Here is a 22,303-nt window from a genome sequence, read left to right as displayed (position 1 = left end):
CCGCAACCGCGCCAGTTCGGCATCTTTGCTGTCGGGGCTGTCGGTTGTCGATGGCGGCTTAGGCATGTTGCAAACTTACCGCCCCAAGGGGTTGTTTGGCAAGCTGACCTGAACAGTTACTTAAAAGCTAGCCGACCAATACCTCGCCAGGCGATGAGATCTAAACAATCTGCGAATAACCAGGGACGGATCACGTTCAATCGAACGAACGAGTGAAATAACCGTAGTCTGTCCCTAAGCATCCCTCTGGTTGATCGAGACAAGCATGTTGCAAAGCTTTAGCACTACGAGCGCCCAAGGTCAAGGCTGGCGCGGCAACGGGCACTCGAAGCCGAGCCGCTGGTTGGGCGAACTGGTCGGTTCGCTGCTCTTCATAATTGAGCCCCGCTCGTTCTCCGCTTGTATGTCTTCAAAATCTCCGTGCCACAGGTCAAACAGCGGGCCTGCCATCCATCCTTGGACATCCGGGCGGGCATCGAGCCAATCAGTGACCTTGGCGAACCTCTCTTCCGGATTGTCGGAGGACTTGCCGAGCACGACAACGACGTTGATGTGACTTTCCGACATGCTTCCGCCGCAGAAGCACCCATTCCCTTCGATCGCTTCGAGAATGAACGCATCCTGAAATTCGTCCGCGCATGCCTTCGTGTTGCGGGTGGCAAGGAGCTGTCGTCCCCACTCGGTGAACTCGCCGAGGTGTTTCTTCTTTCGCAGTCTCTTCTTCATGGCCTTGAACGACAGGTTCGATTCGGAAGGGTCAGGAGCTGAAGGGTCTGCATCGTCTCACCGATTTGATTGGACTGCGAGCCAGCGCGTTCAAACTGCGGCTCCCGGATGCGCACGAGGGGTTTCCGGGGACAGTTTACTCAATTGGGATCGGTCTCATGGTGAATTAGGTAAACTGTCCCCGGAATTAAGGTCGGCTTCCATCGGGTCGTGACGCGATCCGTTGCCGCTGCAGTCCAGGCCGTCGCGCAGAACAACGAGCTGGCCGCGCGATCGGTGACCTGCATGAAGCAGGAAATCCAGCGCATCGCCGATTCGGCAGCCATTCACCAGGCACAACGCCTCGCCGCCGTAGAGCCGAATCGCATCCCGGCCTACACGATCGAGATCGACATCATCGAGAAGCTCAAGCGGATCTATTATTTTGCCAAACGGATGGCCAAGACGGTTGAGACAGACGAGGAGGAGAGTGCGTCTTGACGGGGTGGATGCGTTCCGGCCGATTCGGAATCCCAGGCGCGCGACTCGGGCGGATGTGACCGAAACCGACGTATCGCCGCGGCCTCGCGTGGTACTGCGCTGCTCGGTCGAACGGGCTTGTCGGCGCGGGCTTGCATGCGCAGGCTGCGAGGTCTTTGGAGCGCTCAATTCACGCGCCTACGGCAGCGACCAGTAGGGGTGTTGTCCTCGATCGGTCTGTATGTCGGACATGCCCGACCAGAACTGGCGGATGCCGCCCTGTTTATCACTTTGCTCGAGCATGCTCCGAAACCAAGCTCATTCGTCCCCGGATCCGAAGTCGCTCGACGCGTCGAAGAGACGGACGAGATCCACGACGGTCTCGACCTCAAGCTTCTCCATCGCGTTGTGTCGATGCCGCTTGACCGTGCGCAGCCCGATCCCGAGCGCCTCGGCGATCTGAAGGTTGCGTACGCCTTGAGCCACCCGGCGCGCAACCTCGTGCTCCCGCCTGGTGAGTGTAGCCAGGCGCGCGGCGAGCTCGCAGCGGCGGGCACGTTGGTGGTGCCGCTCGGCACTGACCGCCAGCGCCTTGGCTACTGCATCGAGCAGGGTCTTGTCGTCCAGCGGCTTGATCAGAAAGTCCACTGCGCCGGCACGAAATGCGCTCACCGCCTCTGGTGCGCCGCTGGCACCGCTCATGAGCAGTATCGGGATCTCGTCATACCTCGCCAGGCGTTGTTGGAGTTCCAAGCCGTCGACCTGCGGTAGCCTGACATCGCAGAGTATGCAGCAGGGGCCCGGACAGAGGTCAGGCTGGTCGGTCAGCCCTTGCAGATACACGAGCGCCGAGTCGTAGGTCTCGCACCTATAGTCCTCGAGTTCGAAGAGCGCCCGCAGGGCAGCGAGGATCTCGGGGTCGTCGTCGATCACGACGATGCGTCCGCGGTCGTGGCGCACGGCGCGCCGTCGCTCGTCCAGGGTCATCAGCGGGCGAACACTGACTTCATTCATGGTCGGTCAAGCGTCGGCGGACCGGGGGCGGCCAACGGCAGCCTCAGCTCGGCCAAGGCCCCGCCGTTTGGTGCATTGGACAGACGCAGCTCGCCGCCATGCTGCTCGGCGATTGTGCGTGAGATCGAAAGGCCCAATCCCAATCCCTCCGGCTTGGTGGTGAAGAACGGCTGACCCGCCAGGCGCTGCGCCTCAGGCGTCAGCCCAGGACCGCAGTCCTCGACCTCGAGAACGGCCTGCCCCCTGAGTTCCCGCAAGCGGACTGCGACCCCTTGATGGCAATCGCCTGCGGCCTCCAGCGCATTACGCAGCAGATTGAGCACGATTTGAGAGAGCTGGAGTGGATCGCCAATGACCCTCAGCGGCTGCGAAGGAAGACCGAGGCGCAGTGGAACCCGCCGGGCACGGGCCTCCGCTGCCACGAGCTCGGCGACCTCCTGAGCCACCTGGGCCAGATCGACGGCCTCGCGACCCGACTCGCCAGGGCGAAGAAGGCTACGAATCCGCTCAATGATCCGGCTTGCGCGCTTGGTGTTGTAGACGATCTTGTCGAGATAGTCGAGCGTTTGGGCAGAGTCGACGCGGCCGCTGCCGAGCATGCGTCGCACGACCTGGGCATTGGTCAGGACCGCAGTCAACGGCTGCTTGAGTTCATGTCCCAGGGACGCCGACAACAGTCCCAGGCTGCGCTGGCGCTCCAGGTGCGCGATGCGATCGCCAAGCACGCGATTCTCCTCGCCGCGGGCCTGGGCCGCCGCCGCCGCGACCTGCTCCTGGATCAGACGCTCCAGCGCGAGACCCAGCCAGGCGATATTCAGCAAAATCGCCGCGATCAGCAGGATCAGCGCGAGCATCAGGGCATCGTAGCCCTGCGTCATCAGTTGCGGCGGAAAGTTGCCCAAGGCCACATTGACCATACGCAGAGCATGGATTGCAGCTATGACCAGATGGACCCCCGCGATCCAGTATGCGCTGCGCTGCCGCTGAATCCGGCCGAGCCGCCAGGCCCACCAGGCGATCTGGGCGCTGATCAGAATCAACACGCTCATCAGGACATAGAAGCGCAGCTGCTCGCTGTCACCTACGCGCAGCCATTCGTACAGGATGAGAAAGCCGAGTAGGAAGAGAAGCGTTCGCTGAACCCGCTCGGGCTCCCCAAGCTCCAGACGGATCGCATGCAGCCTCATCATCGCTGCCGTGATTGCAAGCAGACTGGCCAAGGTATAGCCCAGCATGCTCGGCAGCATGGGTCGCAGCGCCAGCAGCAGGAAGGCCACCGTGAGAACCAGACCGGCCCCGCACCAAAGATCAAGCGCGAGGGTGCGCTGGCGAAACAGCACCGCCCAGAGCGCGATGGAGATGAAAAAGTTGAGAGCACCGACGAACAGGAAGCCCGTGCCGGCATCGAAGATCATCGCTCCGCCTCGCCACCGGGCGGGGCAGGTCGAATGCTGAGCGCCACCACGACCCCGAGGTACACCCCGAGGTGCCCCCGGATGTGCCCAGGCGCCAGGAGTTTGTCCTGCGTCAATTTCGCTCTTGATTGGCCCTTTGGTGGCATGGTCACGGATTCGCAGTCGTTCTAGGCTCCGAGCAGCGGTCATCCGATCGGGATCTGCGCCGACTGACGGGCTCGGCGCCACAGATGCCAGGCCGCGGGCAGACCGTGCACAATCTCAACTCACTGTAGCTGATGGAGCTAGGCATGACCAAGACCGATTCCACCATTCCCCACGGTGATCAGAGCGACGACTGCGCCGAGGATCTCGACAGCACGCAGACCGGATTGACGAGACGCGAGGCATTGAGGCTCTCGGGATTGGCCTTGGGCAGCTTGGTGTTCGGAGGGACGGCGCTCAAATTGTTTGCCGATGAAATGGAGCAGGGCAATACCTGCCCGGTGTGTGATCCCTCGGACTGCGAAGATAAGCCACCCTGCGACTGGGGGAATCCCTTAAAGGCGCGCCGGTATCGGTACTTCGAGCAATTACCGCGATTCTTCCCGTTCAGTTCCAAGACCGCAACGACGATCCAGCCTCTTCATGAAAACGAGATGCGGATCACCTTCATGGGGTCGTCGATCCCGCTGAATCTGCGAAAGGCACAGCAGATGATGAGCATCTTCGTCGAGATTGGCTGGGACCCCGACACGCAACTGCCGAAAGACCAGTTCGTTTTTGACTGTGGCTCCGGCGTCTGCACCAACTACAACACGATGAACGTGGGCCTCGGGCGGATGAACAAGGTGTTCCTCACACACCTGCACGGCGACCACATGAGTGACTTGACCCATATCTATTGCTTCGGCTCAGCATCCGATCGCAAGTCGCCATTGTTCGTCTGGGGGCCTGGACCTTCGGGTATTAAAAGCCCACCGAGCTCGGAGATTCTCTACGACGATGGCACCAACACGTTCTGTCAGCATCTCAGAGCCGCCTGCCGGTGGCATTCGGAAAGCTTCAGCTTTCAAACCACCAGTTACAGAGACTATGTTCCTCCAACCAAGGAGCGTTGGGGACTGCCCTGTGACCCGGTCCCTGTCGGCGACGGCAATCCCGAACACGACGATCCGGATAACGACACCTATGCCATGATCCCGATCGAGCTGACGGTGCTGGACTATGATCCGAACAACAATGTGGCCTACAACAACAGCGAGACCGGGGTGAAGATCACCTACTTTCCGGTGATTCACGCCCGCAAGGGATCTATCGGCTACAAGCTGGAATGGCTAACGCCGAGTGGCGAGACCCTGAGCATGATCTTCACGGGCGATACCAAGCCAGAGAAGCTCAGTGTCGATGCTGCGTCCAACAACGGTGACGGCGTCGACGTCTTCATCCACGAAATGGGTGCGGCGGCCCAGATCTGGGCCATGAAGAACACCAATGCCAGGACCTTACCCGATGAGAACAGCGCTGTGGTCCAGCAAATGCTCATGGTCCAGAACAGCTCCCATAGCCCGCAGGGCGCGTTCGGATATGTCCTCAGTCAAATCAGCCCCTTGCCACGTTTGACGGTGGCGACGCACTTCCCGACATCAGATGACACCGTGGCCTGCGCGATGAAGAGCGTTCGGCAGCATGTGGATGTTGTGCAGGGCAATGACCCTCGCTGGATGTTCGAGGCTCCACTCGATAACGGAAAACAAAGACGACACAAGAGCCTTCCTCGGATTACCTGGTCCTTCGACCTCATGGTGATCTCGGTCACGCCGGAGCAGATCGTCGAGAAAAAAGGCGTGGTCCCGGAAATCGGAAATGTCGCAACCTATCAGCCACCGCCAGGCACGGTGGACGTCGATGGAAACCCGATACCATATGGATTCAACGCACCCAAATACGGCTATCTCGACGACAACGGCTTCCCTGTCGGTGATCCCTATGCCCAGATCGACACCACGACAGAATATTGCCCTTGTGATGAGTATGGAAACTGCAATTACCGCGAAGATGGATATTAAGTATCAAAGGGGTCTGACCCTGAAGTATCCCCACAAGTCCGGCCACCCTACGGTCACGCCGCGAGCAGCGCGTCATGGTCAGTCGATATCCATTGATCGAGCGGTCCGATGGCATCGACCAGCTCGGCGATGGTCGTGCGGCAGCCCTCCAGCGTCGGCAACAACCGGGCCAGGAACAGTCGCGAGTAGGCGCGGCGCTTGCGGCTGCCCGGTCGCATGCGCTCATGCACGCCTGCGCGCTCCGCAGCCGTCCCGATCAGCCACAGCAGGATCGCCGCCAAGGAGGCGATCAGCACCAGCACCGTGTACCGGCCTGTGCCGCGCGAGGCACTGCACTCCAGCCCCTCGCCGACATGCTGGCTCTTCATGTCCCGGAAGCTCAGCTCAATTTGCATGCGCTGACGATAGACCTTCACCAGGCGCTTCGCCGGCCAGTCGGCGAGGCGCGTCGAGGCCACCAGCAGCCACGGCTCACGGGCATTGCGGGCGGCTTGCAGACTCTTCTTCGAGCGCGCGCGCCGGCCCGAGGCCGTCTTGTCCCGGCGTCCCTGCTTGGGCTTGCGCACCACGATGATCGGTTCCGCGCTCCCCGGCAGCAGGGCCTTGATCTGCTGCAGGAACCGATGCTGCACCTGCCGATTGCCCAGCTTGGCCTGGGGGTGGACCTCCTCGTACAACGTCAGGCTACGACCGCCGACCAGCAGTGGGGCAACACAACGCTGTAGAATCGTCAGGGCATGCATGGGCGGTCCTCGGCAGGTTTGGTCGCCCGTTCTGGACCATCAAACCCCCTGCATGTTCCATTCTAACTGAATGTGTGACAATAAATGATTGTTTTATAATATTTTTTAGTGTGGATACCTCAGGGTCTGTCCCGGTTTTCCTTATTCTTCTGGCAGCAGATAGAACAACATGTGTCTTACTTGCTTGGGCAAACGCCATCCTCAGCCGAGCCGGTTGAGCGATAGCGAAACCGGCTTCGGCAGCACACCGTTAGACGATTTTGGTAGTACGTCCCCGTTTTTCACGCATCTGGCCCTGGAGCATGCTGGATATGTAGAGCGGATTGTCCCGCCCCTTGCGCGCGATGGTGGTTTCGGTGTTGCGTGCCCTCGAGGTGCCGTCCGGGGCACGTTTGGCGCTTGGGCCGAAGCGGGCTTTGGTGGTCGTGAGCAGGTGCTCGCCGATTTCGGTCAGTGCGGGAGAGGGATCGGCGACGGAGGCGGCGAGCTTGTTGAGCGTGGCCTGGAGGGCGGCGTTGTCCAGGGCGATGGTGTGGCAGGTGCCGGCCATGCGATGTCAGCGACAAGCGCTCAGGCAGCCTTGCGCGCCCCGAGCACGGCTTCCGGCCTGAACTCGGCTCCAAGGTGCAGTGCGTCCGGGGCAATGCCGGCGACCGCGCACTGCGACAACAATGTCGACAGCGCCTCGTAATACCCCATCAGGCGCCCGCGGTCGTAGTCCGAGCGGCCGTCTACGGCCTCCGCAGACGCCTTCAGCGACTGCGCGACCTCTTCCAGGACGACCAGCGCGTCTTGTTGCGTGCTCATGGTTGGCGTTCCTCCACAATGCGTTCGAGGATAGCGATCTGCTGCTGAAAGTTGGCGATTTCCTTCGGCCAGTAGGAGCTGACCAGCGCGGACAAGTGGCGCGTGTCGATACCTGGCTCGACCCAGTCCATAGGCTTCGCGATCTTCTGCCGATGGATGGCGACTTGACGCCGGAGCGACCGGATCGCCCGGCTGATCTCGCCATCCGATTTGTTCGCATAGTCTTGCAGGAGCCCGGCATGCCGCCCCCCGGACATCGCGATCGCGTAAGCGGATGGCGCCACGACGCTAAGTATAGCGGATCGCTGAGCGCCTGCCCGCCGCGCCGTCTTGCGCGTCGGCAACGTCGGCCCACCAGGACTCGCCGCCACCGCCTCCAGTAGATCGGTCGCGATCTGCCACGGCAGCTTCGCGCGCTTGGCCGCCAGCAACCGATTGATCTCGTCCGCTACGCTTGCCCCGGGGGCATAGTTCCACCCCTCGTCGATCCCCGTCAGGTCGTCTGGTGCGCTCTGAGCGCGGTCCGGGCCGGACTTGCCCAGGCGCATGAGTTCGCGCTCGGAGACCCCCTCGATCCAGCATTTGCAGCCCCATCCGTGAGGAGCGCTGTGCGTGGACCACCAAGGATCGTCCGCAATTCCGGGCAATTGAATTCCGGGAACAGTTTACCTAATCCCGCTTCAGCAGCTCAAAGAGGTCACGGCTTGAATTCCGGGGACAGTGCGGCCTGGCAAGGCCGCGTGAACTAGCGGGTGGGAATCCCGCCTGGGTAATCGTGCGCCGCGAGCCCAGTATTGAGCCTTGCGGCGTGGACGGCAACGGACACGTCGATGCGTAGGCACGACAGCAGGCGAGGTGCAAAGGTCACGGGTGGAGCCGACCTTGAAGGTGTTGAGCCCCGTAAAGAACAGTCGGGAGTGCCGACGGGTTTGTCCCTCCGGCAGGCAACAATCCGTGTCGCGCGATGGCGAGCGGTACGGATACTCCCCGGGGTCCGAGGCCGTATCGAGCCTGACATCGAGAGCATGCGGTAACCAGGGAGATCCACGCATCGGTCCGCTGGAGGCGGGCACCCGCGAACAAGTTAAAAGCGAGGACGTGGGCGGCGTTGCGTGGAAGTCGGAGCCATCCATACGAGCGTTGACGCCTGGTCATGCGGGTCGAGCAAAGGGGTGGCGGCCCGAGATAACGCGCGGGTGAAACACGGCCCTACACCGTGAGGATTCTGTCCGTGCCAACCATGCTCGTGCGTTTCACGCAGATAGCGTGCCCCGCCCTCCGGGCGGAGCGCGGAAAGCTCCCCGCCGCGACGGGTGTCGCGTGTGAGGAGTCGGCAGGGCGCCGGATTGCCCCTGTTCCTCTGCGAAAGACTCGGGCTGGGAGCCGGATGGTGTAACACTCCAAGTCCGGTTCTGCGAGGAGCCGGGAACGAACCGTCGTATGGCCGAGATCATGTGGCACCGCCGGGAAACCAGGCGGCAAACAGAGAACACAAACATCAGCCTAACCGACGGCAAGAACCCGGCTTACTCTCCGTTTACCTAATCCCGTTCCAGCAGCTCCAAGAGGTCCTGGGTATGAGACTCCCGTCGCGCTGCCTTCAGACCAGGCTTTTTTCGCTTGAGCGGACGCCGGAGGCGTTGCTCCAGATCTTCGACAAAGGAATCCGGACCGAGCGGGCGGCCGTTGCCGGCATGCGCGTTTAGTACGTCGGCGATGTCCGGGGCGTCAGGCTCGCCGATGAAGCGATCCCAGTCGGAGATCAGCTCCAACAGCGGACGCACGCTGACGAGCTCATCGTCCACTCAGGCCAAATGGGCCCGGGCGCTCGACCACGGCCAGTCCTCCGGCCGTGCACAGAGCCGCGCACGGACGGGGTTCAGCTCCACAGACCTGGCAGCGGCGATGAGGTGCCGCTCGTCCATCACGAACGAGTGAAAACGCTCCTGCCAAAGATGCCCTCGCCAGCCTTCCCGGAAATTGATCATGCGCCTGTAGCGACGATGCGCCTCGCCCAGCGTGTCATGCAAACCGAGCTCATCGCCCGGCACCAGGATCAGGTGTACATGATTCGGCATGAGGCAGTAGACCAGAACCTGCGTGCCACACGCCCGACAGGACGTCGACAGCAATCGCCGATACTCGGCGTAGTCCTCATCCCCAAAAAAAGTTCGCTGGCGACGATTACCGCGCTGGGTCACATGATGTGGAAGCCCCGGGACAACCACCCTCGGAAGTCTGGCCATCGGTCGCCCAATCCCTCGCCACGGAGACGTCACGTCGTGTTCTAACCGATCCGAAGCAGCTCGTCTAGGGAATTAAGTCAACTGTCCCCGGAACTCGGAATCGTCATGGTGGATCGGGCCGAAGCCCGACCCACCTGACCGATCCATATCAGCGGATCTGGTCTGGTGCAAGGGTCACCTGACCTGAACGCCGCCAAGCGCGGAATACGGTGATCTAAGACGGGATCGGCTCCGGCCGACTTGACGCCGCTTTAGCCGGCGAGGTTTAAATTAGACCACTTTAAACCGCGTCCCCGCTAAGGGCCGTGGACCCACCAACCGTCGAACTCACTCGAAAGCGAGTACCTCGCTCTGGACGCGGTTTAGATCGATCAGCAGGAAGCGCTCGAGGTCTGCGTAGAGTTCGGGGCTAGCCTGCTCTTGCAAGGCTCTCGCGAATGCATGGATCGCATGGATACTGGTTTCACTCAGCATCGGGGTATTACCCAAAGCAGCCGCGTGTAATTGCGGGCGGACCGCTTTGAGTACTCTGAGCGCGCGGAGCCCGAGACGTGGATGAGCGGTGAGTAGTCCAACCACCTCATCATCGTGTCGATAGTAGGCCTCGATCAACCAGCGTCCGTCCCGGCTGTTGCTCAGGGCAACATCACGGAAGCCGTGGAGGAGGTCGAGCCACGAATCCTCGTCGCGCAGCCCGGCTACAACGCTCGATGCGCTGCAAGCGGGGCCGCTCGCGATGCAGTCGAGAGCAGAAGGGATATCAATTCGCGCACGAGTAACCCCGTTGGTGTCGGTGACATTCACCGGTGAGTCGCTAGAACAATCCAGCAACTGTTGCGCGGTCGCTCCCGGGGTTCGGTCGCGCATCAGCGCCACACCACCGGCGACATGAGGTGCGGCCATTGATGTCCCGTTCCATGTTGCTGTGGAGCCTCCAACTATCGACGAGGTGATGGAGACACCCGGAGCCAGAAGATCAAGGCTTGTGCTGCTGTTCGAAAAACCCGCTACGACATCGGCGTTATCGAAGGTCGCTCCCACTGCAACGGCACCGGAGAGGCAAGCTGGAGCACTGATCGCACCCTTGTCGCTTTCATTGCCGCTCGAGACGACGCTAAGGATGCCTCTGGAACGCAAGGCGTCGATCGCTTCTCCCCAGACGGTGGTCCAAGCTGCGGCCGAGTCGCAGTCACCCGAGAAGCGCGCGAACGTACCAAGACTCATGTTGACGACATCGACATCCAGTCCGCTGTTCAGCACCCAATCGAGGGCCGCAACAATGTCCGAGCTACAACAGAAACCGTTGTTTGCGTCCATGACTTTGACCGCAACAATCGCTGAGTCGGGGGCCACGCCCATCGGCGCGACCGTACCGCTGCTGGTCACGATGCCCGCCACATGAGTCCCGTGCCCTTGATCGTCCTCGGCACTCCCGGGACCGTCGCCAAAGTTTCCGCCGGTCGGACAGCAATTGGTGCCCGTGTTGCAAATACAGTGCTCGCGTACCAGATCGTCCGACAAGTCGGGATGATTCGTGTCGATTCCAGTGTCGAGTACGGCGACGATGGTATCTTGACCCGTGATGCCCAGGCCGTGCGCCACATCGGCGCCTATCCAGACGCGACTTTGGTCCAAATGGCCAGTCCCACCGACATCGAGATCGACTCTGCGAACGAGCGGATGAATGGCGAGCCGTTCTAGCACCAACCGAGACTCGACGAGCAAGGTCAGCCCGAATACGGATCGATAGCGGTGCAAAACGCGGTAGCCCTGCGCGCCAAGCGAACGGAGCACGTCATCTTGAGTCTGGAAGATCTCATCCGCTCGATCTGCAGCGGAGATTCCGCCGGACTGGTGTCTTTGCAATGCAACGACCACGATAGCCCGTTGGCTTGTTTCGAGGGCCCGGAAGACCTCCTCGGAGACCGTTTCAGACTGATCGGCGACACACGGAACGCTGATGGATCCCAAGACCAGGATCGCCAGCACGTCCCTCCAAAAAAGCCGTCCAAAGCGCTTTTCAAGCATGAGAAGTCCTCCTTATTCTTTAAACTTGAGCGTGGGCGATGAGGCTACGCGTCCGCGTCGATCAGTTTCAAGATGGACATCGGTTCAGCGATTCACGGCAAGGAGTCTCCCACAAACTGTACGTTGACTCAATTGCCGCTCTGTTGCGGGACGACGCAGTATCGGGAACATCGGAAGCACCTGAGCATGTTTTGGCCAGTTACGCCCCTAGCGAATCGGCTGAGAAATACTCGGAGCGACTGTGTCGGACGCGTTCGATTAAGCGATGCCAAGCTAGGGCTGTACCGTCCGATATCGACCAAAACCTCGGACAGACCCGCAGATGTTCCCTAGTCCGTCATTATAGGCTTCCAACGAGGTTGAACGTCGTCGGCAATGTCGCTCGTCAACATCGCCAGTTCGCTTCCGTCGGCGTTCATAACATAGATCTCTTCATTACCGCTGCGGTTGCTCACGAAAGTGATGCGGCTGCCATCTGGAGACCAGTGCGGATCCTGATCAAATCCAGGATTCTTGAGGGACGGCGGGGTCAAGTCTTGTAATCTAGCATTGCGTGTTTAACGGTTGCAAGACCACGCTGCTTGCCTTTGGGCTCGCTCCTCGTGCACCTGTTGCGTTTCGCAAGCTTACCGGATGAAAAGTCGCTCCATCCAAGTCACGAATCGTCGAGCCGCGTCGGTGTCATGTGCGAATGTCGCTGCACGGATCGCTGTGCCGAAGGGTAGGGCCGGCTCTTTCTGCCAGGCGAGCCAGGTGTGGATGCGCGCCTTGATGAAATCGGGCTGCGTGAATCCGGCGCCGAGTTGACTCGCGCGTGCGGTGCTCTCCGCCGACCAGTCCCAGCATGGGTCGGCTTGGGGGACGAGGAGGGCAAGAAAGTCTTCCAGCTTGCCCGGGTTCTGATTGTCGGGCATGAGCCAGATACCCAGGTGTTTGCCGTCCGGTGCTTCCGATACCGTACCGGCCGGAGCGGGCCGGGCCGGCAACGGAAAACCCGTACCGGAGAGGCGATCGCCGAGCGACTGCCACCGATCCCCCGGCGCGATGTCCGCATCCAGGACAATCCCGACCCGTCGGTAGGAGCGCAATGTCACGGGAAGGGCCTCCAAGGCGAGGGTGCTCCCTTTGGCGTCTTCGATGTAGGGGTAACCGGGATCGGGATGCTCCCAGTTCCAGCCGTGTTTGGCGGTGAGCTCGATGATCGACCATTGGTCGTCACGCCCCTCGACGATCAGCCGATGTGGCGCGCTGTCTTTCACCTTGGCCGCAGTCATCCCCGCACCTCGATATGGTGACGCGCGGCGATCTCGATGTCCGCCGCCGAATAGCGGACTGCGGCGGGCGCGGCCCGGTCGATGCGGTGTACCGAGATGTCCGCCGCAAGATCGGGGGCGTCGGTCTGAAGCCAGGCCAAGGCGCGTATGCAGTCGCCGCTGTGCGATGTCGCAAAGACCTGAACATCTAGTCGACGGGCGCTCTCGATCACGAATCGCCACATGGATTCCAGCGTGGTGTAGTGCAGTCCGGTATCGATCTCGTCGATCAACAGCACCCCGCCCGCCGCGCGCGCCATGTAGATCGCCTGGGCAAGCAGCCGCTTGATCCCGTCGCCCAGAGTACCGAGGGGTATCCGTCCTTCTACACCTGTTAATTTCACGACAGGAGTACTTTCCGCCATCGTTGCGGAGCTTATGAAGACGAGCCGCTCGATTGCGGGCTCGATCATCTTCATGGCGGATATCGCCATATCCTCTTCGGGTGTCAGCACCAGTTGTTCCCAGCTTTGTCGGAGAGAAGTCGGGTGCGCACCGAATTCGGTGCCGAGGAACCAGACTGTCGCCAGTCCGCCTGTAGGCCCCGAAGACAGCCTGCTACGGGCAAATTCCAAGAGAGATCCGCTTGCGGAGACAGGAAGGATCGGCTCGCCATCAGGGTTGTCCGGCCCCGTCATGATGATTTCCAGGGGCGTCTCCAGCTCGGCTTGCTCGGAAAGCTGTCCGAACTGAGTCTGGTCCGACTGACCGAGGCGTACTTCGCAGGAAACCTTGATCTCTTGAGAGTCGGCAATACCAGTTATTTCAAAACATGTCCCGGCCTGGATTTGGTGACCCCAAAAGATGTGGCGGATATTCAATACACGTCGCATCTTCTCATCCGCCGGCGCCAAGGAGATCTCTCCACGCCGCCGGGGGCTTCTCAACAATGAGACGACGCGTCCGCCCAGAGCCATCATCTCTACCGCATCGAGAAGGGATGTCTTACCCGCATTGTTTTTGCCGACGATGAGATTGACACGGCTCAGATGATGAATCTCGAACGCGTCGAATGCTCGAAAACGCAGGATCTTCAGGGAGTCGTACATGATCGGCGCAGCCTATCCTCCGAAAAATAGAAAGAGCGCATCCTGATCAGAACCCCGGCTCCCAGATGCGCACGAGCGAGAGTTCAAGACCGGGCAGCAGGATGTCATCGCCGATCTGTGCCGGGTTGTCGAGACAGACCGGCTCGCCAACGGGGGTGTAGCGCCAGACCTGGCGCTGCTCGGGCAGGATCAGCCAGCCGAGACGTACGCCGTTGTCGCGCCATTCGCGCATCTTGGCGTGTAGGCTGTCGCTGTCGTCGGTGGGCGAGGCCAGCTCGATCACGACGTCCGGGGCCAGGCGGATGATCCGGGGAGTCTAGCGCGACGATTCGCGCTGCGCACCGGCGCGCGGAGAACGATCCGACGATTGTCGATTCGGTTCACGTCCGTTGCGCGCCTGGCATCCGGTGGACAGGTCGAGGCTCAGGCATGTCCAGTGTGCCGGCTGACACCGAAGGGGTCATTAAGGAGGGCCCCTGGGCGTTGGTTGGCCAGCCAGTAAAAATGGTAGGGCGGAACCACCACTCGGTTGTTGAAGACGGCGGGTGTGTCGCCGGAAGCTAGGTCGATGATCTGTCCGTAGCGAAAGAGACCGCGCCGGTTCAAGGTGTCGAGGTCCAGATACTGAGGTTTGGAGTCGAAGTTGGCCGCGACCAGGACCGCGTTGGCGGCCAGGCTCGGATGGGTGCGCAGGAAGACGAAGAGGTGCGGGTTCTCCACATCGATCAGCTCGCGGTTGTTGAAGTCGGCGAAGGCCGGCGTGTCCTTGCGCACGGCGATGAGCCGTTTCAGGCCATCGAAAAGACGGCGTTCGACGGTACCGCTGAGGTGACGTCGATCGGCGCGGGTCCAGTCGATGCGTGGGCGATGGACCCAGCGCGCGTCGCTCGCCTTGTAGGTGTCGTTGAGGAATGAGTTATCGTTGAGCGTGCCGATCTCGTCTCCGTACCAGAGCAGCGGGATGCCGCCGAAGGAGAGGATCATGGCGTGCAGCATCAGGATGAGATCCACGACCTGATCGATGGCATGTTGATCCTCGGCCTCGAGCGCGGATTCCAGACCCGCGAGCGAGGCGAGCGCGCCGGCGATGCGGGCGTCTCCGGTCTTGAGATTGACGCCGAACGGCCGTCCGCGCGCCGGAGAGCCCTCGAAGGCGCCGGTGTACCAGTCCACCAGAAAACGACGGTGCGAGTAGGGGTCGTAGTCGCAGGCGCGGATGTCGGCATCGTCGAAACCCAGGCCGATATCGTCGTGACAACGCAGATAATTCAACCAGGTCGCGCGGTCGAGCTTGTTCGGCAGGCTCTTGATGCCTTGATTCAGCAGTTTGGCGTTCTTGGTCGCGACGGCGTCCCAGAGCAGGGCCATGAAGGTGGCGTTGTAGGCGATCTCGCACTCTTTGGCGATGACGGCATCTTCGCCGAAGTATTTGATGATCTCCGACGGGGCCACGATCGCCTCGGCAATGAAGAGCACGCCGGGCGCCGTCACCTGGCAGCAGTCCTTCATCAACTGCAGGATCAGGTGCGCCTCGCGCTCGTTCTGCGAGGTCGTGCCGATCTTCTTCCAGAGGAAGGCGACCGCGTCCAACCGAACGATGTCCGCTCCCTGGTTGGCCCAGAAGAGGATGATGTCGAGCATCTCGATGAAGACGGCGGGGTTGGAATAGTTCAGGTCCCATTGATAGGTGTTGAAGACCGTCATCACCCACTTGCCCATCGCTTCGTCCCGGGTGAAGTTGCCGGGGGCGGTCTCGGGGAAGATCTCGGGCATGGTCGCCTCGAACATGTCCGGGACGTCGCGGTTGGGGAAGCAGTAATAGAAGTTCTGGTAGTCCGGATCGCCTTCCCGGGCGCGCTGCGCCCATTCGTGCTCGTTCGAGGTGTGGTTGACGACCACGTCGAGCGTGAGCAGCATGTCGCGTCGACGCATGGAATCGGCGAGGGTGCGCACGTCCTCGACCGTCCCGGCTCGCGGGTCGATGTCGCGGAAGTCGCTGACCGCATAGCCGCCGTCGCTCGCACCTTGCGGGCATTTGAGAATCGGCATCACATGGACGATGTTGACCCCGAGCTCCTGTAGGTAGGGCAGGTGGTCGTTGAGTCCCTGCAGGTTGCCGGCGAATCCGTCCGAATACAGCGCCATCCCAACCCATTGTTGGCTCAGGAACCAGTTGTGGTCCTCCTCGCGCGCCATGTCGAGCTGTTTGAGCTCGGTCGGGCGGTCGATGTAGGCCCGAGCCAGACGCTCCGTGAGGTGGACCATCTGGGTCTTGAAGTCTTCGCGATGACCGTAGAGGTGGAAAAACAGCGAATGGATGGCGTAGAAGTTGGCGCCGAGGCGTGTGTAGAAGTGGCGAAGATCCTCGCGACAGATCTCGCGATCGAACTCATCGAGAATGTCGTTGAGGAGGGCATGAGAAACCTGTTCGTACATTTGAACTGCGTCCGGAGTGTGTGAGTGATGTCTATCGTGGTTTCTGGGCCTGGAGGCCACCCGTCGTCTCGGCGGAGACGCAGTTCAAGATCCTTTCCGAATTGAAATCTTTGAACCGCGTGGTGCCGATCCTCGCAAGGGTCTGACCGGTCTCTAGTGCAGCACGGCAGATGTGTCGAGACCGTTCGTTGGGCTTTGATCATCGTTTCGTCCAGGCCTCTTGGGTCCCCCAACCGGACACGAAACTCCGGCCGCACGCCCCGGGTACGCCGACTTCAGTCGGCACCCCGGGGAGGCGGACTTCAGTCCGCCGCGCAGGCGCGCTCGGGCGACTGAAGTCGCCCGCCCCGGAGCCGGATGAATCCGGCGTACCCAAGCGGTCGCGGGCGGCGACCTGGACACTGCCGAGGTGGCCGAAACGATGATCGACGAAATTGATCTCGGACGGTCTCGGAATCTCCGCACCGCTCGACGAGGGGCGCCGATCCTCGCACGAACCGCCGAACGCGGTTCAAATACCCCATTGATCAAGGAATGGCCGATAGAGTGCAGGATCGGCGGCCGTCGCACCATGCTGCTCGACGATTCGGGAGGCGAAGGACTGTGCCCGCTCCAGGGTTGCCGCGAGCGGCCAGTGTCGAAGAATGCCGAGGATGAGCACGGAGGCGAAGGCGTCGCCCGCGCCGACCGTGTCCTTGACTGCAAGAGCGGGCGCCGGTGCGACACGCACCGGCGACGCATCGCGGCCGAGTGCAAGGGCACCCTCGCCGCCGAGCGTGACGACGAGCCCGGTCAGGTCGTGTCGGGCAAGGAATGACGACGCCAGCGCGGTGAGCTCCGCCTCGTCGCTGGCGTCGGCGTTCGAGCCGGAGCCGTCAGCCAGAAGGGTAAGCTCGCTGCGGTTGAGCTTCGCCCAGTCGGCATCCTGCAGCAGTCCGCGGGTCACGTCGGCAGACCACCAGGGATCGCGAAGATTTACGTCGAGGAAGCGTATAGCGTGACCGCGGTCCTTGAGCGCGCTCAGCGTTGCTGCCGACACGGGGCGGCGCAGGGCCAAGGTGCCGTGATAGAGCAGCTCCCCGGCGGGTGGTAGGTCGTCCGCGCGGATATGGTCGAAGGCGCGATCCGGGATGATCTCGTAGGTCGGCTCGCCGTCATCGAGTGTGACCCGGACCTCGCCCGTCGCATGATCCGGATCGGTTTGCAGGCTGTTCGTGTCCATGCCCCAGTCCTGCATAGCACGGCGCACCTGCTCGCCCTGCGGATCGTCGCCGACGGCGCTGATCAGTCGCGGCGCAGCCCCGAAGGCACGCAGATGCCAGGCGACGTTGAATGGCGCCCCGCCGAGGACACGTCGCCCTCCGGGGAAGCAGTCGAAGAGGACCTCGCCGAAGATGTCGACGATCGGTTGCTCGGTTGAGGAATTGGACATGGGCTGGCTTCTGTCTCGTCGGTTTAGCGCTCATCGGGACGATCCCGGGGAGCCATCAGGGGCAAGCTCTCGGCTCTCGGCCGTCGGAACAGGTCGGTTGGGCAAAGCGCAGCGTGTCCAACGGTTCTCTGTGATGCCGGCGCGGGTTGGGCACGCTGCGCTTTGCCCAACCTACGGCTGACGGCGTTTACGCATCGATCTGTACACTTTCTTTGAACCGTCACTTATCCGGCGACGATTCCCGGTTCGGTGGCGAGATCCGGCCGGAAATGGGCGATACCCTCGAGGATACCTGCGCTGTAATTCCCGTTCATCCCCGACCAGCCGCCCTGTGCGCAGTAGAGACGCTCCGCGTGTCCATTGGCTGCAGCGAGACGCAGTGCTTGCTCGCGGACCTCGGGATGACCGTTGGCGACCAGCACGGAGGGGATCGGGCTGACCAAGACCTCGAGATCGTTGCCGCTGTCGCCGGCAAAGACGGTCGTCGTCTCGTCGTGACCGAGGCGGCGCATCAGAAAATCCACGGCATGATACTTGGTTGCTCCTGCGGGCAGTACGTCCAGCAACCCGATGTTCGCTGCCTCGTCGATGCTCCAGATCAGACTGGCGTTTACCCCCAAAAGGGCTAGGCGAGCCTCTACCTCGGACTTGAGCGAGCCGCTGTCGCTATCGACGGGGGCATAGTAGCTGAGCTTGAAGGGCGCCTGCTTCTCGGGCTCTTGAAGACGCAGGATCTCGAGATCAGCCAAGCGCTCGGCGAGCCGATCGTGACCGACGCCGGCCCAGTTGCGACCGATCTCCTCCTGCCAGTCCGCGAGCGGCTCCCAATCACTCGCCGTGACCCTGAAGATGCTGGTCCCGACGTCGCCGATGACCACATCGGGAACGGGCAGGTCGTATTCGGCGATCGCCTCGCGCACCAATCCTTGGTGGCGGCCCGACACGTAAGCCAGCGTGACCTCCGGTCGCGATACGAAGCGCCGAAAGCGCGGGCGTGCGTCGGGCGACTCGGGTTCCGCACCATTGGGAACGAGGGTGCGGTCGAGATCCGTGCAGAGCAACAGTGGCCTCATGATGCCGTTCCGGGGAGGTCATGAACCCGACCGGGGACGCTGCAGGTCCCGAAGAAGTCGTAGTGCTCGATCGCTTCCAAGATACCGAGTGCGTGCGCCTCGCGGGCGAAATAGATGTTGTCCATCTCCACGAGCTGCGACAGTTCCTCGTGGTGACGGTTCGCGACCACGACTGCCAGCGTGTTGCCGCGCATCATGTCCTCGTCTGCGCCCGAGCCGCCGGCGACTAGGATGTGCTCGAGCGGGATCCCGAAGCGATGGGCCACATAGCGCAGCGCTTGGCCCTTGCTCGCACGGATCGGCACGACGTCGAGGAACTGCCCGAAGGCGTGAATGACGTTCACCGTCAGCTCGCGGGTGCGCAGCAGGGTGGTGATCTCCTCGACCGGCGGGGCGACATTGGGGTCGTAGTGGTAGGCGATCTTGAAGCGACTTTGCTCGGTCCTGCGTTGGGGCACGAGACCCGCCACGTTCTCCAGTGCGCGGCGAACCCCCCGCGGATTCCAGAGGTGGTCGACATGCTCGCTCCAGAAGTCATCCACGACGAGGGTGGCGCTATAATGAATCTCGGTCCCCAGGCTGGTGATCATCACGTCGGGGATCGGGATGCCGTGCCGTTTGAGCTCGACGAGGAGTGTGTCGAGTCGGCGGCCGGTCGCAATCCCGAAATTCGCGCAGCGTTTGTTGGTCCGCATCATCTCGATGAACAACCGCACCCCCTCGGAATTGCCGAGCAGGCTCTGATCCAGGTCGGTGACGAGTGCGCGGTCGCGGTAGATGAGCCGGCGGCGTAACGGCGGTGTGGCCGGAATCGGCTCGGCCCGTTTGGTGAGCGGGGCAACGCGTTCGCGATAGGTTTCTGCGTGGGCCTGCCAGGAGTAGCGGTCGCTCACCGCGGTTAGGCCGTTGCTGATCAGCTCGCGCCGGAAGTCTTCGTCGCTCAGGATGCGAATCAGGGCGTCGGCCATGGCCCGGCGATCCAAGGGGTCGACCAAGAGACCGTTCTTGCAGTTGCCGATGATGTCGATCGGGCCGCCGTTCTCGGTGGCGACCAGCGGCAGTCCGCTTGCTGCGGCCTCCAAGAGGGTCAGTCCGAAGGGCTCGGTCAGGGCCGGGTTGATGAAGACGCCGCGGGAACGGGCGACGAGCCGATAGATCTCGGGCACCTCCTCCGAGCGATGATGTTTGGGTGCCGCGATCTTGCCGTAGAGGTCGTAGGCGTCGATGGTCAGCAGGACGTCGGTCAGAACGGTCCGGGCGCCCTCGTCGAGGTCGCGGATATCGTCCCGGTTGCCTGCGATGATCAGCAGATTGGCGAGTGCCTGAAGCTCGGGCGATTCGCCGTAGGCTTCGAGCAGCGCGACGATGTTCTTGCGGTGATCGGCACGTGAAAGCGCCAAGATCAGAGGCTTGTCGGGTTCGTCCAGGAAGCGGTGCACGTCCGCCGTCAAACCGATCGGCGGGTCATTCTCGGTCGGCGGATGAAACTGGACCAGGTCGGTCCCCGGCGGAATGACGACCATGCGCTCGGGCTGGTAGTAGTCGTAGAGGGCGTACTGCTCTTCGATCTCGTTGTAGGTACTGGTGATGACCAGATCCGCCGTGCCCAGGACGCTCTCCTCGGCCTCGATACGACGCACCATGTTGTAGCGTGCATCGATCTGCTCGCCGTCGAGTCCCGCGGCCAGGAGCCGCTGGCGTTTGTCGCGCCCCAATGAATGACCCGTGTGGACCAAGGGGATGCCGGCCAGGTTGGAGAGCCGCACGCCAACGTAACCGGCGTCCGCGTAATGGCTATGGATGACCCCCGGCCAACGGCCTTCGTCGTGCAGGAAGGCGGTCAGATTGTCCACGAAGCCGTCGAGGTGGTCCCAAAGCTGCTCTTTCGGGATGTAGCCTTCGGGTCCGGCATCGATCCTGACGATGCGCGCCTTCTCGCACAGTGCCTCGATGGGCTCGGCATAATCCGGGCTGACGGCAGGGTCGGCCACCCGGCGGGTGACCAGATCGACTCGGGAGATGTCCTCGCGCTCGGCGAGCGCACGGGCGAGATCGACCACGTACTTGGTTTGGCCGCCGGTGTCGGCGTCGCGACCGAGCTCGAGGTCGTGTCCGCGAATCAGGCCATGGATACTGAGCAACAACACATACATGCGTACCATCCGTCGGGAACGGTCGTGCCGGAAGCGGCTACCGCTCGATGTCGAGAATTCCGAGCTTGGTCTCGGGCGGAAAGTTTCGTATCCAAGTGTCGAGTATCGCCAGCTCCTTCGGCAGACTCTCGATGGCCGCGGATGCATCGGAATAGCGCGCGTGCAGACCGTGAATCAGGACGAACCAAGGCCGGCCTTGATAGCTCTCTTCGCGGAAATAGACGCGGGAAGGCAGCGCTTCGCGGCGCGCGAAATCAAGCAGATCGTCGAGCGAATAAAAGCCGATCAGTTGCAGTGCGAATGGCGTATCCCCGACGGTCAGGGGTTCGTCGAGGATACGGGCCGACACCGCCTGCATCGGCTCGATATCCGTCTCAAGGGTCCGAGCGGCCGGCTCGATGCTCCGCGGCGGGGCGTTCTCAATGGCTGGGTACGGATCGTCGGTCGGCGCTGGGTCGGGCGCTGGCTCTGCGTCATGACCGGCAAGGTTCTCCGCTGTCTTCGGTAGCGTCGGGGTGATCTCGTCACGGATCGTGGTCGCAGACGGGGATGCCGCGACCTCGGGTAGCGCTTGCGCAATCGGCGCCGACGCGTCTTCGAGCGGCGTGCTTGGAATCTCCTCGGCGGTGCTCGCGATGTTGTCGGGGGTCGGTTCTGTCGGCTCGGTTGGCTCGGTCTCATCGGTTGGCTCGGGGGCGAGCCCTGCCGGCCCTTGATCGGTCGATGCCGACCCCGCGGTCGCCGCCTGCGGTTCCTTCGCCTCGGCACGCGGGGGTAAGGACTCCGACATGGCTGCAACCGAGGCACGCAGTCCGGCCAAGCTCTCCTGTAAGGCCGCATCATAGCTCGTGACGGCGGCAAGCTGCTCGTAGTCGGCACGCAACCGGACAACGTCTTCGAGCAGTATGCGCCGTGCGGTATCCAGCTGGCCGTAGGCGAAGAATAAGGCGCCGCCGAGCAGGGCGGCGACCATCAGGAGTGCTCCGACAAAGACCGATGCCTGATGCTTGAGTCTGGAGTCGATCTCTTCGCGATGTGTCTGCCAGGCGCGCTGCAGACGATTGGTCGTCAGCCGTCGGTCGTCGTCGACGTCCGCGATTCGCGTCACGAGCGAGCTCTCGGCCGCTTGAAACTCAAGCCGGTGGCGCGCCAAGTCGTCGGACAGCGAGACGATCTGATCGGCCAAAGCGGCCGTGTCTGGCGTGTTCTCCATGGGAGCCGCGTCCTTTGGTTAAACCGATGTTCGAGTCGACCTGCGGCCTCGACATCCCGCCGCCGGGATCCGGTCGCGGCGGCACCTTGCGCAGGATGGGCAACGCACCGAAATATTCGTGTGAGGCCGGTATATCATACCAGCCATG

20 protein-coding genes are annotated in these 22,303 nt (G+C 62.1%); 2 read left to right on the top strand and 18 right to left on the bottom strand.

What is annotated here, in order from left to right; translation table 11 throughout:
- Nucleotides 1-300: 300 nt before the first annotated feature.
- Entirely contained in the window at nucleotides 301-726 is a 426-nt protein-coding gene (locus AADX97_RS17055; protein WP_374234772.1) for a 50S ribosome-binding protein YggL, read from the bottom strand.
- Between the two features lie 210 nt (nucleotides 727-936).
- Here AADX97_RS17055 and AADX97_RS17050 point away from each other — a divergent pair, with 210 nt between their 5' ends.
- A complete protein-coding gene (locus tag AADX97_RS17050; protein ID WP_374234773.1) occupies nucleotides 937-1,206 on the top strand; it encodes a hypothetical protein in 270 nt (89 codons plus the stop codon).
- Between the two features lie 297 nt (nucleotides 1,207-1,503).
- On the opposite strand, the gene AADX97_RS17045 is transcribed toward AADX97_RS17050, so the two are convergent.
- Complete coding sequence (locus tag AADX97_RS17045; protein WP_374234774.1) at nucleotides 1,504-2,199, bottom strand: response regulator transcription factor; 696 nt, start codon at nucleotides 2,197-2,199, stop codon at nucleotides 1,504-1,506.
- Nucleotides 2,196-3,614 carry a sensor histidine kinase gene (locus AADX97_RS17040; protein ID WP_374234775.1) on the bottom strand — a complete coding sequence of 473 codons (1,419 nt, stop codon included), beginning with the start codon at nucleotides 3,612-3,614 and terminating at the stop codon, nucleotides 2,196-2,198. The genes AADX97_RS17045 and AADX97_RS17040 overlap by 4 nt, the downstream gene beginning before the upstream one ends.
- 290 nt (nucleotides 3,615-3,904) lie before the next feature.
- On the opposite strand from AADX97_RS17040, the gene AADX97_RS17035 reads away from it, so the two are divergent.
- A complete protein-coding gene (locus AADX97_RS17035) occupies nucleotides 3,905-5,662 on the top strand; it encodes a hypothetical protein (RefSeq protein WP_374234776.1) in 1,758 nt (585 codons plus the stop codon).
- Between the two features lie 53 nt (nucleotides 5,663-5,715).
- Here AADX97_RS17035 and AADX97_RS17030 read toward each other — a convergent pair whose 3' ends face one another.
- The 15 genes from AADX97_RS17030 to AADX97_RS16960 all read right to left on the bottom strand — a co-directional run bounded on the left by AADX97_RS17030 (nucleotide 5,716) and on the right by AADX97_RS16960 (nucleotide 22,155).
- A complete protein-coding gene (locus tag AADX97_RS17030; protein ID WP_374234777.1) occupies nucleotides 5,716-6,405 on the bottom strand; it encodes a transposase in 690 nt (229 codons plus the stop codon).
- 250 nt (nucleotides 6,406-6,655) lie between these two features.
- Nucleotides 6,656-6,955 carry a phage virion morphogenesis protein gene (locus AADX97_RS17025; RefSeq protein ID WP_374234778.1) on the bottom strand — a complete coding sequence of 100 codons (300 nt, stop codon included), beginning with the start codon at nucleotides 6,953-6,955 and terminating at the stop codon, nucleotides 6,656-6,658.
- Between the two features lie 20 nt (nucleotides 6,956-6,975).
- Nucleotides 6,976-7,212, bottom strand: coding sequence for a hypothetical protein (locus AADX97_RS17020; RefSeq protein WP_374234779.1), 237 nt, complete (start codon nucleotides 7,210-7,212; stop codon nucleotides 6,976-6,978).
- Nucleotides 7,209-7,760, bottom strand: coding sequence for a hypothetical protein (locus tag AADX97_RS17015; RefSeq protein ID WP_374234780.1), 552 nt, complete (start codon nucleotides 7,758-7,760; stop codon nucleotides 7,209-7,211). Before AADX97_RS17015 ends, AADX97_RS17020 begins: the two co-directional genes overlap by 4 nt.
- 993 nt (nucleotides 7,761-8,753) lie before the next feature.
- The gene (locus AADX97_RS17010; protein WP_374234781.1) at nucleotides 8,754-9,017 is read right to left on the bottom strand and encodes a hypothetical protein; all 264 of its coding nucleotides are present in this window, start codon (nucleotides 9,015-9,017) and stop codon (nucleotides 8,754-8,756) included.
- Nucleotides 9,018-9,458, bottom strand: coding sequence for a transposase (locus tag AADX97_RS17005; RefSeq protein ID WP_374234782.1), 441 nt, complete (start codon nucleotides 9,456-9,458; stop codon nucleotides 9,018-9,020). It lies immediately after the preceding gene.
- 327 nt (nucleotides 9,459-9,785) lie between these two features.
- Entirely contained in the window at nucleotides 9,786-11,486 is a 1,701-nt protein-coding gene (locus AADX97_RS17000) for a S8 family serine peptidase (RefSeq protein WP_374234783.1), read from the bottom strand.
- 626 nt (nucleotides 11,487-12,112) lie between these two features.
- Nucleotides 12,113-12,760 carry a DUF3226 domain-containing protein gene (locus tag AADX97_RS16995; RefSeq protein WP_374234784.1) on the bottom strand — a complete coding sequence of 216 codons (648 nt, stop codon included), beginning with the start codon at nucleotides 12,758-12,760 and terminating at the stop codon, nucleotides 12,113-12,115.
- Nucleotides 12,757-13,848 carry an ATP/GTP-binding protein gene (locus tag AADX97_RS16990; RefSeq protein ID WP_374234785.1) on the bottom strand — a complete coding sequence of 364 codons (1,092 nt, stop codon included), beginning with the start codon at nucleotides 13,846-13,848 and terminating at the stop codon, nucleotides 12,757-12,759. The genes AADX97_RS16995 and AADX97_RS16990 overlap by 4 nt, the downstream gene beginning before the upstream one ends.
- Before the next feature lie 46 nt (nucleotides 13,849-13,894).
- Entirely contained in the window at nucleotides 13,895-14,146 is a 252-nt protein-coding gene (locus AADX97_RS16985) for a Uma2 family endonuclease (protein ID WP_374238794.1), read from the bottom strand.
- Between the two features lie 125 nt (nucleotides 14,147-14,271).
- Nucleotides 14,272-16,284, bottom strand: a complete 2,013-nt coding sequence (locus tag AADX97_RS16980) for an alpha-amylase family protein (RefSeq protein ID WP_374234786.1) — start codon at nucleotides 16,282-16,284, stop codon at nucleotides 14,272-14,274.
- 511 nt (nucleotides 16,285-16,795) lie between these two features.
- Nucleotides 16,796-17,716 (bottom strand): PfkB family carbohydrate kinase, encoded by a 921-nt coding sequence (locus AADX97_RS16975; protein ID WP_374234787.1) that lies wholly within the window; start codon nucleotides 17,714-17,716, stop codon nucleotides 16,796-16,798.
- Between the two features lie 224 nt (nucleotides 17,717-17,940).
- Nucleotides 17,941-18,789 carry an HAD-IIB family hydrolase gene (locus AADX97_RS16970; RefSeq protein WP_374234788.1) on the bottom strand — a complete coding sequence of 283 codons (849 nt, stop codon included), beginning with the start codon at nucleotides 18,787-18,789 and terminating at the stop codon, nucleotides 17,941-17,943.
- On the bottom strand, nucleotides 18,786-20,942 hold the full coding sequence (locus AADX97_RS16965) for an HAD-IIB family hydrolase (protein ID WP_374234789.1): 2,157 nt from the start codon (nucleotides 20,940-20,942) through the stop codon (nucleotides 18,786-18,788). Before AADX97_RS16965 ends, AADX97_RS16970 begins: the two co-directional genes overlap by 4 nt.
- 37 nt (nucleotides 20,943-20,979) lie before the next feature.
- Nucleotides 20,980-22,155: an SPOR domain-containing protein gene (locus AADX97_RS16960; protein ID WP_374234790.1), complete on the bottom strand. Its 1,176-nt coding sequence runs from the start codon at nucleotides 22,153-22,155 to the stop codon at nucleotides 20,980-20,982.
- Nucleotides 22,156-22,303: the final 148 nt, after the last annotated feature.

This window comes from Thiocapsa sp. C2-2m, assembly GCF_041903745.1.
Lineage (GTDB): Bacteria > Pseudomonadota > Gammaproteobacteria > Chromatiales > Chromatiaceae > Thiocapsa > Thiocapsa roseilacustris.
This window is presented reverse-complemented; position numbering and strand designations above follow the sequence as displayed.